10 protein-coding genes are annotated in these 13,481 nt (G+C 53.5%); 9 read left to right on the top strand and 1 reads right to left on the bottom strand.

The genetic code is table 11. The annotated features are described in order from the left end of the window. Positions 1-228 precede the first annotated feature (228 nt). The 7 genes from UTM25_RS05765 (at position 229) to pdeR (ending at position 11,285) form a co-directional block, all read left to right on the top strand. Positions 229-615 (top strand): transporter, encoded by a 387-nt coding sequence (locus tag UTM25_RS05765; RefSeq protein ID WP_194399390.1) that lies wholly within the window; start codon positions 229-231, stop codon positions 613-615. 124 nt (positions 616-739) lie between these two features. Next, entirely contained in the window at positions 740-1,648 is a 909-nt protein-coding gene (locus UTM25_RS05760) for an ABC transporter six-transmembrane domain-containing protein (protein WP_194399391.1), read from the top strand. A 4-nt stretch (positions 1,649-1,652) separates the two neighbouring features. Beyond that, positions 1,653-4,748 carry a multidrug efflux RND transporter permease subunit gene (locus tag UTM25_RS05755; RefSeq protein WP_320714442.1) on the top strand — a complete coding sequence of 1,032 codons (3,096 nt, stop codon included), beginning with the start codon at positions 1,653-1,655 and terminating at the stop codon, positions 4,746-4,748. 270 nt (positions 4,749-5,018) lie between these two features. After that, the gene (gene fabI, locus UTM25_RS05750; protein WP_003856831.1) at positions 5,019-5,807 is read left to right on the top strand and encodes an enoyl-ACP reductase FabI; all 789 of its coding nucleotides are present in this window, start codon (positions 5,019-5,021) and stop codon (positions 5,805-5,807) included. Between the two features lie 153 nt (positions 5,808-5,960). Further along, positions 5,961-6,947 carry a CMD domain-containing protein gene (locus UTM25_RS05745; protein WP_194399393.1) on the top strand — a complete coding sequence of 329 codons (987 nt, stop codon included), beginning with the start codon at positions 5,961-5,963 and terminating at the stop codon, positions 6,945-6,947. Positions 6,948-7,035: 88 nt separating this feature from the next. Beyond that, positions 7,036-8,970 (top strand): exoribonuclease II, encoded by a 1,935-nt coding sequence (locus tag UTM25_RS05740; protein ID WP_194399394.1) that lies wholly within the window; start codon positions 7,036-7,038, stop codon positions 8,968-8,970. Between the two features lie 323 nt (positions 8,971-9,293). After that, complete coding sequence (gene pdeR / locus UTM25_RS05735) at positions 9,294-11,285, top strand: cyclic di-GMP phosphodiesterase (protein WP_194399395.1); 1,992 nt, start codon at positions 9,294-9,296, stop codon at positions 11,283-11,285. Here the strand turns inward: pdeR and UTM25_RS05730 are convergent. Further along, positions 11,282-12,151 carry a crotonase/enoyl-CoA hydratase family protein gene (locus UTM25_RS05730; protein ID WP_194399396.1) on the bottom strand — a complete coding sequence of 290 codons (870 nt, stop codon included), beginning with the start codon at positions 12,149-12,151 and terminating at the stop codon, positions 11,282-11,284. The two genes, pdeR and UTM25_RS05730, sit on opposite strands and share 4 nt — an antisense overlap. Positions 12,152-12,344: 193 nt before the next feature. Here UTM25_RS05730 and UTM25_RS05725 point away from each other — a divergent pair, with 193 nt between their 5' ends. Continuing rightward, complete coding sequence (locus UTM25_RS05725) at positions 12,345-12,527, top strand: hypothetical protein (RefSeq protein WP_024907126.1); 183 nt, start codon at positions 12,345-12,347, stop codon at positions 12,525-12,527. A 43-nt stretch (positions 12,528-12,570) separates the two neighbouring features. Then, positions 12,571-13,323: a DNA-binding transcriptional regulator YciT gene (locus tag UTM25_RS05720; RefSeq protein WP_023312063.1), complete on the top strand. Its 753-nt coding sequence runs from the start codon at positions 12,571-12,573 to the stop codon at positions 13,321-13,323. Positions 13,324-13,481 lie beyond the last annotated feature (158 nt).

Genomic DNA, 13,481 nt, shown 5'->3' with positions numbered 1-13,481 from the left:
TCTTTAGCACAATAAGACACAGCCTCCGCGAAAAAGTGCCGTGGTCACGAAAATTTCCCGGTTGATTTAAATGCCCGGTTATTTCTCCACATAGCCTACACATTCAGTCAATAAAGACTCGACAATGTCCGCTCATAATCGCTATTGAGGCATAGCCCTTTGTGCATTGCGCGTTGCAAATTACCACTGTTTCTTAAAGATTTTATGAAGTTGGCTGAAATAATGAACATGGAAATTTCTAAATATTTCACTCCTAAAAAACTGGGTATATATTCCCTGTTCCTGCTGCTGTCGTGGGGATTACTTTATACCTGGCTGGTACTGGTACACAGAATGGATGAAAAAGTCGCCTCGACGCTGCTCTCTTCACCCATTATCTATGGCTGCATCGCATTGTCGGTGGTCTCTCTGATAATCCAGAATAAAGCAGGCGCGTTGACTGAGCTACTCGTCGTCGCCTTCTGGCTGATGGTGATTTTTGTTTATCTCCTTATTACGTTCACCGTGCTGTTAAACGCAATGCCCGATATCGAGGATCTGATCTTTTACTACGAGTGTTATTTGATCATTTTCTTTGGTGGAGCCCCGCTGTACCTTATTATGAGAATGATTTGAGCCGTTGCTCCACACAGCCTCCACAAACCGCCCATGTCCGCTAAACAGGCGCGCGGTAGACTCTCCCTCACGCTATTTTGCACAAAAAAACTCACTGAAAAAAATTTGATAAAAATAACCCATAATGATGAACCGTAATAATCTTCGTTATTCTGAACCTGCCGGAGTGATGCACTCGCTAAAAAAACTCGCGATAAGGCACCGGAAAAAACTGGTTGTCACTTTTTTCCTGGTGGTGGCCGAAAACGTGACGTTTTTACTTTATCCCGTTCTGGCTGGCATCGCGATAAATGCCATCCTCGCCGGTGAAACGCTTAACGCCGCGCTGTATGGCCTGATGGTGCTTTGCATGTGGTTCATCGGTGCGGCCAGACGAAGCGTAGACACGCGCACGTTTGCACGCATTTATGCCGGACTCGCGGTTTCCGTCGTCCTGGCACAGCGCAAATATCAGCTTAACCATTCGGCGATCGCCGCCAGGGTAACGCTCTCGCGCGAATATGTGGATTTCTTTGAAATGCACCTTCCCCTGCTTATTACGTCGCTGAGCTCACTTTTTGGTGCCGCCATCATGTTGCTGTTTATTGAGTTTTGGGCCGGCGTCATGTGCTTTGCGATTGTATTTATCCTGCTCGGATTTGTCTCAGGATATGCCCGTAAAAATGAATGGCTGTTCATGCGCCTGAATAATCGGCTGGAAAAAGAAGTGGATTATGTCCATAAGGCGGGCACGGCCACCCTTCACCGACATTACTCCACGCTGGCGCGTTTACGTATCGCATTATCTGACCGCGAAGCGTGGGGTTATTTATGGGTTGGCGTGCTCGTTGCCGCGCTTTTTACGCTGACCATCGTCTGGATGACGCGCTCAACCGGCATCACCGCCGGACATATTTACTCCGTGATGACCTACATGTGGATGTTCGCGACGAGCCTCGATGACGCGCCGCAGCTTCTTGAGAAATTTTCGCAGCTCAGGGATATCGGCAAGCGCGTATCCACTGATGATGAAATTCACGTAACGGGACGTTAATTTAATGCCGCATTTTTTTATTGAACGCCCCGTTTTCGCCTGGGTAGTGGCGCTTTTTATCGTTCTGGCAGGACTCCTGTCTATTCCCCGATTGCCGGTTGCGCAGTATCCGGCAGTGGCGCCGCCTGGAATCATTATTTCCGTCAGTTACCCGGGGGCCAGCCCCGATATCATGAACACGTCGGTGGTATCGTTAATTGAGCGCGAAATCTCTGGCGTAGATAATTTGCTCTACTTTGAATCATCCAGTGACACAACCGGTTCGGCATCGATTACCGTCACGTTTAAACCAGGCACGGACATCAAGCTGGCGCAGATGGATCTGCAAAATCAGATTAAGATCGTCGAGCCTCGTCTACCTCAGGCGGTAAGGCAAAACGGCATCAACGTCGAGGCCGCTAACTCTGGCTTTTTAATGATGGTGGGTCTGAAGTCCGCTACGGGTCAATTTGAGGAAGCCGATTTAAGCGACTATTTTGCCAGAAATGTCAGTGACGAGCTTCGTCGCGTGCCCGGCGTAGGGAAAGTTCAGCTGTTTGGCGGCGAAAAAGCACTGCGCATCTGGTTGGATCCCATGAAGCTCCACGGCTACGGGCTTTCGGTGAGTGATGTTCTTACCGCCGTTGGCCAGCAAAATGCCCTTGTGTCGCCCGGCAAAACGGGAGATGAGCCCGCCTCTGCAGGACAAGGGGTGACGTATCCCATCACCGTGAAGGGACAGCTCTCCTCGGTAGAGGCGTTCAGGAATATCACCCTGAAATCTGACGTATCCGGCGCCCGCCTGAAATTGTCCGACATTGCGCGGATTGAATCTGGCCTGCAAAGCTACGCCTTTGGTATCCGTGAAAATGGGGTTCCTGCGACGGCGGCGGCAATTCAGCTCTCGCCAGGCGCCAACGCAATGAGTACGGCTTCCGGCGTACGGGCGCGCATCGACGAACTTTCCCGGGTGTTACCCGAAGGAATGGCATTTACGATCCCCTTCGATACCGCGCCGTTTGTGAAACTTTCTATCGTGAAGGTTGTTCAGACATTTGTGGAAGCGATGGTCCTGGTCTTCCTGGTTATGCTGCTGTTTCTGCACAAGATACGCTGTACGCTTATCCCGGCGATAGTTGCTCCCGTCGCGCTTCTTGGCACCTTCACGGTGATGTTACTGAGCGGCTACTCCATCAATATTCTGACGATGTTCGGCATGGTGCTGGCGATAGGGATTATCGTTGATGATGCCATCGTGGTCGTAGAAAACGTTGAACGACTGATGGAGGGAAAAAGCCTCTCCCCGCGTGACGCCACGCGGCAAGCCATGCAGGAAATCACCCCGGCGATTATAGGCATCACGCTGGTGCTAACCGCCGTCTTTATCCCCATGGGGTTTGCTGAAGGCTCCGTCGGGATTATCTACCGACAATTTTGTATTTCCATGGCGGTCTCCATACTGCTGTCCGCGTTTCTTGCCCTGACGCTGACGCCTGCCCTGTGCGCAACGCTACTCAAGCCGCATAAGGCAGGAAAGAGCGGAGGCGGAAGGTTCGCGGCCAGGTTTAACGCGCGCTTTCGTTCGCTCACCGCCTGTTACGAAGCCGGGCTGGGTGCCGTTCTGAAGCGAACCGGGCGTATGCTGCTCCTGTACGCTGCGCTTTGTGCTGCGATGTTTCTGGGATTGTCTTCGTTACCGTCGTCCTTTCTGCCGGACGAAGATCAGGGCTATTTTATGTCCTCAATCCAGCTCCCTGCTGATGCCACGATGCAGCGTACCCTCAACGTGGTTAAAAAATTTGAAGAGGAAATTGCGACCCGACCGGATATTGAAAGCAACCTTATGATCCTGGGGTTTGGATTTTCAGGTTCAGGACCAAATTCGGCTATGGCCTTCACCACGCTGAAGGACTGGAAAAATCGGCAGGGCTCGACGGCCCAGAATGAAGCCGACCAGATACAGGCCAGCATGGCGAACGTCTCTGATGCCGTCACGATGAGCCTGCTCCCGCCAGCCATTTCGGATATGGGCACCTCCTCAGGCTTCACCTGGTACGTTCAGGACAGAGCGGGACTGGGCTACGAGGCGTTAAAACGCGCTGCCGACGCGCTGGTCCTGCAGGCCAACCAGCGCCCTGAACTGAGTGACGTATATATAGACGGGCTTCCGGAAGGGACAAGCCTTGCGCTCCAGGTTGACAGAGAAAAAGCGGAAGCGATGGGCGTCTCATTTGATGAAATCAACCAAACGCTCTCCGTCACCCTGGGCTCAAATTACGTCAATGACTATACGAACAACGGCCGCGTTCAGCAGGTGATAGTGCAGGCCGATGCGCCCTACCGAATGCAGCCTGAGCAGATACTGAAATTATCGGTGAAAAACCGGATGGGACAGATGGTGCCGGTATCGACGTTTGCCACGCTTTCCTGGAACGTTGCGCCGCAGCAGTTGACGCGTTATCAGGGATATTCGGCTATTCGCATTACCGGAAATGCGGCGTCGGGAGAATCCAGCGGTACCGCAATGAAGGTTATGGAGAGTTTGTCCAGAAATTTACCTCAGGGCATCGCGGGCGAATGGGCCGGGAGTTCATTGCAGGAGAGAAAATCGGAATCTCAGCTTCCGGGCCTTATCGTCCTGTCGATACTGGTCGTATTTATGGTACTCGCCGCGCTGTATGAGAGCTGGTCTATTCCTTTTGCGGTCATGCTGGTCGTTCCGCTGGGTCTTCTCGGCGCGGTGATCGCGGTGTCCGTTGCCGGCATGACGAATGACGTTTTCTTCAAGGTCGGCCTGATTACGCTTATCGGCCTTTCGGCCAAGAACGCCATTCTGATTGTTGAATTTGCCAGGCAGCTCCATCGCGAAGGGCAGCCCCTGCTGGCGGCAACCGTTCATGCCGCCAGCCAGCGCCTGCGTCCCATTCTGATGACGTCGTTAGCCTTCACCTTAGGGGTTGTTCCCTTGATGCTGGCCCGTGGGGCGAGCGACAGTACGCAGCATGCCATCGGTACCGGCGTATTTGGCGGCATGATTAGCGGTACGCTTCTCGCCATTTTCTTCGTACCGGTTTTCTTTATCGTCATCGCGCGCTTCATCGACAACCTCAGGAAAGCGTGAATACCCTCGCGGGATCGCGCTTCCTCGCTGGTTGGATGAGGTGAAGCTGTTGCCGGGTGATATACTGGACGAATGCTGAAATTTTGAGCCCCCGCGAGTCCGCGGTGCATTCTTCGGGGCAGGTGTCTTCGGAGAACAGCGAGAAATATCGTGACACAAGGGGCTGTGAGTGGGCTATAATTTCGAGCTAATTTCGAATGATTTTGAAATACTGCCTGTAACGCCATGAATTACAAGGCAAAATTAGCAATGAATATAAGGATTAAAGCTATGGGTTTTCTTTCCGGTAAGCGCATTCTGGTGACTGGCGTTGCCAGCAAACTGTCCATCGCATACGGCATCGCACAGGCAATGCATCGCGAAGGCGCTGAGCTGGCGTTCACCTACCAGAACGACAAGCTGAAAGGCCGTGTTGAAGAGTTTGCCGCGCAGCTGGGTTCCAGCATTGTTCTGGAATGTGACGTTGCACAAGACGAAAGCATCGACGGCATGTTTGCTGAACTGGCAAAAGCATGGCCGAAATTCGACGGTTTCGTTCACTCCATTGGCTTCGCTCCTGGCGACCAGCTGGACGGCGACTACGTGAACGCGGTTACCCGTGATGGCTTCAAAATCGCTCACGACATCAGCTCCTACAGCTTCGTTGCGATGGCGAAATCCTGCCGCGCGATGCTGAACCCGGGCGCAGCCCTGCTGACTCTGTCCTACCTGGGCGCTGAGCGTGCTATCCCTAACTACAACGTTATGGGCCTGGCGAAAGCATCTCTGGAAGCCAACGTACGCTACATGGCGAACGCAATGGGTCCTGAAGGCGTGCGCGTTAACGCCATCTCTGCAGGTCCTATCCGCACCCTGGCAGCTTCCGGTATTAAAGATTTCCGTAAAATGCTGGCACACTGCGAAGCGGTTACCCCGATTCGTCGTACCGTTACCATTGAAGATGTGGGTAACTCTGCAGCATTCCTGTGCTCTGACCTTTCCGCTGGTATCTCCGGCGAAGTGGTTCACGTTGACGGCGGCTTCAACATCGCTGCAATGAACGAGCTGGAAATTAAATAAGCTGTGACTCTCTTCCCGCACGGGAAGAGAGTTTTACCCCCGCACCACCCCTTCGTTATTCCGTTCTGCTATTTGTTATCACCTAACAATATTTTTCCCTTTATCTGCCTTACGCCAGGATATTGATCGCCATTTTGAGATCAAGGAACGCACATGGAACAACGCCGTTTTTCCGGCAAAGGCCACTGGTATCACGAGACCCAGTCGAACCACGCGCAGACAGATGTTCTGCCTCTGGTGCCCGAAGCCGCTAACGTCGACGATCGTTTTTTGCTCGATTTAGCCCTGCCTGATGAGATTGTCGCCGCCTGTTCTGGCTGGCTTACCCCTGCCAGAGCCTTATGCCACCAGCTGTTTCCGCTCTCAATTCCCGTGAACCGCCTGCATACTCTCAGCGCCTACGATCGGCTCAGCACCGCGCTAACGGTCGCACAGTCCTGTGGCGTTCAGCGGCTCTGTAATCATTACGCCGCCCTCCTCGCCCCGCTTCCCGGCCCGGACTCCTCGCGTGAAAGCAACCGACGTCTGGCGCAAATTACGCAGTATGCCCGCCAGCTCGCCAGCTCCCCTGATGTCATTGATGATAAAGCGCAGAACCAGCTTGATGAGGTTGGCCTGTCAATATATGACATTGTGGTGATTAACCAGATTATCGGGTTTATTGGTTTTCAGGCGCGCGTGGTCGCGGTTTTTCAGGCGCTGTTAGGACACCCCGTTCGCTGGTTGCCAGGCCATCATATTCAGCCGCACACGCTGCCCGCGAGCCATGCCGCCTGGGTGCCGCTTTTGCCCGTCGTTGAGCTGCGCTATGCGAGTACGCATCAGCTTGAGTCGCTGTCTCGCTGGCAGGCAGAACCCGCGCTGGAAGCGCTGACGCCGGTCCTTTGCCACGAGCCGTCGCTGCTCGACCTGACCGGAGAAATCCTGTTAAACACCCGCGAAGCGATCCCGCTTACGTCCCCCGCACTTTCGGCGGCGGTCGAACTGCTGACGCGCTCTCCGGACCGCTTCAGCGCCGCGCAGTTTACCCCTCTCACGGATCAAGGACTCCCCGGCGAACATGCCATCATGCTGCTTACCCGAAGCGCGTTTGATGGCTGGCTCAATCGTTTGAAAGTCGCGTTTGGTAAAGAGGAATAACCATACTAATTACCCAAAGAGCGCTTGCTGAGACAGTGAGAATCGCGTAAAACTGTCAGCCGCTCAATGGCTACGAAAATAGAACATTATGTTTCAGGACAACCCGCTGCTAGCGCAGCTTAAACAGCAACTGCATTCCCAGACGCCGCGTGCAGAAGGGGTCGTAAAAGCCACGGAAAAGGGCTTTGGCTTCCTTGAGGTTGACGCGCAGAAAAGCTACTTCATTCCGCCTCCGCAGATGAAGAAAGTGATGCATGGCGATCGCGTCATGGCCGTCATTCATACCGAGAAGGACCGCGAGTCTGCCGAGCCGGAAGAACTGATCGAACCGTTCCTGACCCGTTTTGTGGGTAAGGTGCAGAGAAAAGACGATCGTCTTGCTATCGTGCCGGATCATCCCCTGCTGAAAGATGCCATTCCCTGCCGCGCCGCCCGTGGCGTTGAGCATGATTTTAAAGAAGGTGACTGGGCCGTAGCAGAAATGCGCCGTCATCCTCTGAAAGGCGATCGCGGTTTTTATGCTGAGCTGACCCAGTTCATCACCTTTGGCGCCGACCATTTCGTACCATGGTGGGTCACGCTGGCACGCCATAATCTTGAAAAAGAAGCGCCGAACGGCGTAGCGACCGAAATGCAGGACGAAGGTATGACGCGCCGCGATCTCACCGCATTGGAGTTTGTCACCATCGACAGCGCCAGCACGGAAGATATGGATGACGCGCTGTACGCTGAAGAAGGCACCGATGGCAAACTCCATCTGACCGTCGCCATTGCCGATCCAACCGCCTGGATTGCCGAAGGCAGCAAGCTGGATGACGCCGCGAAAATCCGTGCGTTCACCAACTATCTGCCGGGCTTCAACATTCCGATGCTGCCGCGCGAATTGTCAGACGATCTCTGCTCGCTGCGTCCAAATGAAGTGCGCCCGGTCCTTGCCTGCCGCATGACTATCGCCGCAGATGGCGCGATTGAAGACGATATCGAGTTCTTTGCCGCCACCATCGAATCGAAAGCCAAGCTGGCCTACGATAACGTCTCCGACTGGCTTGAAAATACCGGTAGCTGGAAACCTGAATCAGACGCCATTGCCGCGCAAATCCGTCTGCTGCATCGCATCTGCCTCAACCGCGGCGAGTGGCGTAAAACCCATGCGCTGGTGTTCAAAGACCGCCCGGATTATCGCTTTGTTCTGGGCGAGAAAGGCGAAGTGCTGGACATTGTGGCCGAACCGCGACGCATTGCGAACCGCATCGTTGAAGAGGCGATGATTTCTGCCAACATCTGTGCCGCACGCGTGCTGCGCGACAAGCTGGGCTTTGGCATTTACAACGTCCACACCGGTTTTGATCCGGCGAATACCGAAGCGCTGGCGGCCCTGCTGAAGACTCACGATGTGCACGTTGATCCGGAAGAAGTGCTGACGCTTCCGGGCTTCTGCAAGCTTCGCCGCGAACTGGACGCGCAGCCGTCGGGTTTCCTGGACAGCCGCATTCGTCGCTTCCAGTCCTTCGCTGAAATCAGCACCGAACCTGGCCCGCACTTTGGTCTTGGCCTCGAAGCTTACGCCACCTGGACATCGCCGATCCGTAAGTATGGCGATATGGTCAACCACCGTCTGCTGAAAGCGATTATCAAAGGTGAAACCATTGCCCGTCCTCAGGAGGACACCACGCTGCAGATGGCCGATCGTCGCCGCCTGAACCGCATGGCGGAACGTGACGTTGGAGACTGGCTGTACGCACGCTTCCTGCAGGATAAAGCCGGTACGGATACCCGTTTCGCCGCAGAGATCATTGATATCAGCCGCGGAGGTATGCGCGTCCGCCTGGTCGATAACGGTGCTGTCGCGTTTATTCCTGCGCCGTTCCTGCACGCGGTTCGTGACGAAATGGTCTGTAGCCAGGAAAACGGTACCGTGCAAATTAAAGGTGAAACAGTTTACAAAGTCACCGACGTGATTGACGTCACTATCGCCGAAGTTCGCATGGAAACCCGCAGTATTATCGCGCGCCCTGTCGCCTGATAACCGGTTCAATTGTCGGCCATTTCCTTTCCGGAAGGGCCGACAATTTTTCTTTTTATCCCCGCCACAAAATCATTATTTTTCCTTACTATTTTCAGTATCTCTTCGCCCAAAACCGCCATAATTATCTACAGTAAAAGAGTTTTGTTATATTCGGTTACGTGAATTTCTATACGCTCAGTATCCTTTTTCACCTGACTCGTTTTATTATAAGAAAGCAGGGAAAAACAACAGGTTCACTTCGGTTTTGCCGCTGTTTCTCAACGGAAAAGTCGACAGCAAATGAATAATTTGTGCGCTAATGAACAGCTGCGGGAGAAAACATGATGGACGATCTGGAGCAGAATTTGCTGTTTCGCTACATGGGGACTCACAGCCCGTGGTGGCGCCTGTCAGCTGACAGCAACGCTCTGCACCTTTCCACCAGCGAAAATGCCGATGTCACTCAGGTCGTGGCGCTGGACGATGATCAGGCCGATCTCATCCGTCATTTAACCGTTATTACCTCCAGCATTTCCATGTCGCTCTCCCTGTACGGGGAGGATGTCCCGGTTCATCTTGTGGGCCGTAAAATTACCCGCAACGAGTGGGCAGGCACCGCTTCCGCCTGGAACGATACGCCCTCCGTGGCGCGCGATCTGGCTCAGGGGCTCTCTTTTGCGGAACAGGTTGTCTCAGAGGCCAACTCCGTCATTGTTATCCTCGACCAGCACGGCAATATTCAGCGTTTTAACCGGCTTAGCGAAGAGTACACCGGCCTGAAAGAGCAAGAAGTCATTGGTCAGAACGTATTTAAGCTGTTTATGAGCCGCAGCGAAGCGGCAGCCTCAAAGCGCAATATTACCGGTTTTTTTCGCAACGGCAGCTCCTACGAAGTCGAACGCTGGATCAAAACGCGTAAAGGGCAGCGGCTGTTTCTGTTCAGAAACAAATTCGTTCACAGCGGCAGCGGTAAAAATGAAATTTTCCTCATCTGTTCCGGGACCGATATTACCGAGGAGCGCCGCGCTCAGGAGCGGCTGCGCGTGCTGGCCAATACCGATACCATCACCGGCCTGCCAAACCGCAATGCGATCCACGATCTGATTTCTGACGCCATCGACAACCGCGGCGACACGCAGGTGGGCGTGGTGTATCTCGATCTGGATAACTTTAAAAAGGTCAACGACGCTTACGGGCATATGTTTGGCGATCAGCTATTGCAGGCTGTCGCCCTCGCCATCTTGAGCTGCCTGGATGAAGAACAGGTGCTGGCGCGTCTTGGCGGCGATGAGTTTATCGTCATGGCCACCAATACCTCTCAGGGCTCTCTGGAGGCGATGGCGTCGCGCATTTTAACCCGTCTGCGCCAGCCGTTCAGAATCGGTCTGATTGAAATTTATACCGGTTGCTCACTGGGTATCGCCCTCGCCCCGCAGCATGGGAACGACCGGGAAAGCGTGATTCGTAACGCCGATACCGCCATGTACACCGCCAAAGAGAACGGACGGGGCAAGTTCTGCGTCTTCTCACCCGAGATGAACCAGCGCGTATTTGAGTATCTCTGGCTGGATACCAACCTGCGTAAGGCCCTGGATAACGATCAGCTTCTGATCCACTATCAGCCGAAAATAACCTGGCGCGGGGAAGTCAGAAGCCTTGAAGCACTGGTCCGCTGGCAATCTCCAGAAAGAGGATTGATCCCGCCGCTGGAGTTTATCTCTTATGCCGAGGAGTCGGGGTTGATTGTGCCGCTGGGCCGCTGGGTGATGCTCGATGTGGTTCGCCAGGTGGCAAAATGGCGCGATAAGGGAATAAACCTGCGCGTGGCGGTGAACGTCTCAGCACGCCAGCTGGCCGACCAGACTATTTTCAGTGACTTAAAGCAGGCGCTGAAGGATCTGAATTTTGAATACTGCCCTGTCGACGTTGAATTAACCGAAAGCTGTCTTATCGAGAATGAAGAGTTGGCGCTGTCCGTGATCCAGCAGTTCAGCCGGCTCGGGGCGCAAATTCATCTGGATGATTTCGGCACCGGCTATTCTTCCCTCTCACAGCTGGCCCGCTTCCCTATCGACGCCATTAAGCTCGATCAATCGTTTGTCAGGGATATTCATAAGCAATCTATTTCACAGTCACTGGTGCGCGCTATCGTCGCGGTAGCGCAGGCGTTAAACCTGCAGGTGATTGCCGAAGGGGTCGAAAATGCGAAAGAAGACGCCTTTCTGACCAAGAACGGCGTCAACGAACGGCAGGGTTTTCTGTTTGCTAAGCCGATGCCCGCTGCCGCTTTCGAGCGATGGCTAAAACGATATCAAGCGCGAAATCAACGTTAACTGGCTTTACGCAGGCCCGCCGCATGATGGCGGCTTTGCAGCGTAACCAGACGCTCCATGTAGGCGATATCTTTCGGCTCCAGGCAGAAAGCGGCATCAACCCAGTCTTCCGTGATGTCCATCAGTTCACTGCGAGGCAATTGCAGAACGCGCGTACGGGCGCGCAGCATCGCCCTGACGCCATTCAGTTTTGGCCGCAGCGTATCGATGAAGGTTCGGGTGGAGACATAGCTTTGTCCGGGTTCAAACAGGACATCCACCAGCCCGTGCTGTTCGTACCATTCAGCCGTATGGGATTCCCCTTTGTAGATAAGCTCTTCCGCCAGCTTCATGCCTGAACGGCGTGCAACCAGGGAATATCCTCCCATACCTGGAAACAGGTTGAAGGCAATCTCCGGGAAACCTAAACGGGCATCGCGCTGAGCCAGGACGAAATGGTGCGCCAGAGCGGCCTCAAACCCGCCCCCTAACGCACTGCCTTCTACCATTGCCAGAGTGATGGCTCCCGTATCAAACCCCCGCGAGGCCGCATGGACGCAATCAACGCAGGCGCGAGCGTACGCCCGTAACGCTTCCCGACGTCCGTTCTGAATGCACTCGACGAAGAACTGTAAATCCCCACCGGCATTGTACATCTCGGGAACCAGCGATCCGGTTACCCAAAAATCAACCGTAAACCCAGACTGGCGAACCAGCCATGAAAAGTTCATGATCTCCTCTATTAACGCATGGTTAAAGCAAGGACGTGGCTGAGCCCGCAGCATCATCCAGACCGTGTGACGCTCCGCCTCGTAATACCCTGACAGCTGCGTAAACCGTTCAGTATCGGTAAACAGTGTGCAGCCAGGCTGATTGATAACTGTCATAGTCTAATTCCTCTTATAAAAAAGCGCCTTGCGCGCAGTTTTAGACTAATCCACTCATTAAGCCTGCTGCATGAGGGGGAATAAATTTATCACTTACGTTTATGTAATTTAGTTATTGCATTTTTTCCCTTCTCTTTTGATTCTATTTTCTGCATCATTGAAAATATTAACTTTTCGCACCTGGGGTGAGATTATGTCGACTATTGACGCACAAGCTGTAGCACAACGAATTGATACCGTGCTGGATATCCTGGTGGCGGGCGATTATCACTCTGCTATCCGTAATCTCGAGATCCTGAAGTCTGAACTTCTTGCTCAGAATGGTGCTGACAATGCGCCTGAAAACAGACAGCCAAAAGCGCCGTGGGAAGTTTAATCCCACCGTCTCCGACCTCGTTTCGCTTTATTAAATGGATGCTATGAATTCCCGACAACAACTCATTTTGCAGATGGTCATCGATCAGGGACGCGTAAGCGTAGTCGATCTCGCTAAAACCACTGGCGTTTCTGAAGTCACCATCCGTCAGGATCTTAATCTGCTGGAAAAACAGAGCTACCTGCGTCGCGCGCACGGATATGCTGTCCCGCTGGACAGTGATGACGTTGAGACGCGCATGATGAATAACTACGCGCTCAAACGTGAACTGGCGGAATTTGCCGCGTCACTGGTGAACAACGGCGAGACCGTCTTTATTGAAAACGGCAGCAGTAATGCCCTGCTCGCGCGCACGCTTGCCGATCAAAAAGACGTCACCATCATCACCGTCAGCAGCTATATCGCGCATTTGCTCAAAGAGACGCGCTGCGAGGTGATTCTGCTGGGCGGTATTTACCAGAAAAAAAGTGAAAGCATGGTTGGCCCGCTGACCCGTCAGTATGTTCAGCAGGTTCATTTCAGCAAGGCCTTTATCGGGATTGACGGCTGGCAGCCGGAGACTGGTTTTACCGGCCGGGATATGATGCGCTCTGACGTGGTGAATGCCGTGCTGGAAAAAGAGTGTGAAGCCATTGTGCTGACCGACAGCTCTAAGTTTGGCGCCGTTCACCCATACACGATGGGCCCGGTTTCACGCTTTAGCCGCGTGATTACCGATGAACGGTTGAGCGACGCGCACCGTAATAAACTGGAAGATGACGGGCTGATCGTCAATATTATTAAAACGACCGCCTGAGTTCCCTCCGCGCCCGAATTTCGGGCGCATACGCCCCTTCTTTCTCTGAGATGATTCCTGGTACTTCTTTAAGAGTTTTTACCTGTTTAAGATGCATCAAAGTCGTAAAATTAATGTTAGCGATATAACAGGAAGTGACTATCACCTGCGTGATTACG

Source organism: Enterobacter sp. 61D5 (genome assembly GCF_034107965.1).
In the GTDB taxonomy this organism is placed as follows: domain Bacteria; phylum Pseudomonadota; class Gammaproteobacteria; order Enterobacterales; family Enterobacteriaceae; genus Enterobacter; species Enterobacter cloacae_M.
The sequence above is the reverse complement of the archived record's forward strand: the minus strand, read 5'-3'. Positions and strand labels throughout refer to the sequence as shown.

Excerpts from the sequence above, each read along its gene's own strand:
- UTM25_RS05765 (WP_194399390.1), top strand. The coding sequence starts at position 229 with ATGGAAATTTCTAAATATTTCACTCCTAAAAAACTGGGTATATATTCC.
- UTM25_RS05760 (WP_194399391.1), top strand. The coding sequence starts at position 740 with ATGATGAACCGTAATAATCTTCGTTATTCTGAACCTGCCGGAGTGATG.
- UTM25_RS05755 (WP_320714442.1), top strand. The coding sequence starts at position 1,653 with ATGCCGCATTTTTTTATTGAACGCCCCGTTTTCGCCTGGGTAGTGGCG.
- fabI (WP_003856831.1), top strand. The coding sequence starts at position 5,019 with ATGGGTTTTCTTTCCGGTAAGCGCATTCTGGTGACTGGCGTTGCCAGC.
- UTM25_RS05745 (WP_194399393.1), top strand. The coding sequence starts at position 5,961 with ATGGAACAACGCCGTTTTTCCGGCAAAGGCCACTGGTATCACGAGACC.
- UTM25_RS05740 (WP_194399394.1), top strand. The coding sequence starts at position 7,036 with ATGTTTCAGGACAACCCGCTGCTAGCGCAGCTTAAACAGCAACTGCAT.
- pdeR (WP_194399395.1), top strand. The coding sequence starts at position 9,294 with ATGATGGACGATCTGGAGCAGAATTTGCTGTTTCGCTACATGGGGACT.
- UTM25_RS05730 (WP_194399396.1), bottom strand. The coding sequence starts at position 12,151 with ATGACAGTTATCAATCAGCCTGGCTGCACACTGTTTACCGATACTGAA.
- UTM25_RS05725 (WP_024907126.1), top strand. The coding sequence starts at position 12,345 with ATGTCGACTATTGACGCACAAGCTGTAGCACAACGAATTGATACCGTG.
- UTM25_RS05720 (WP_023312063.1), top strand. The coding sequence starts at position 12,571 with ATGAATTCCCGACAACAACTCATTTTGCAGATGGTCATCGATCAGGGA.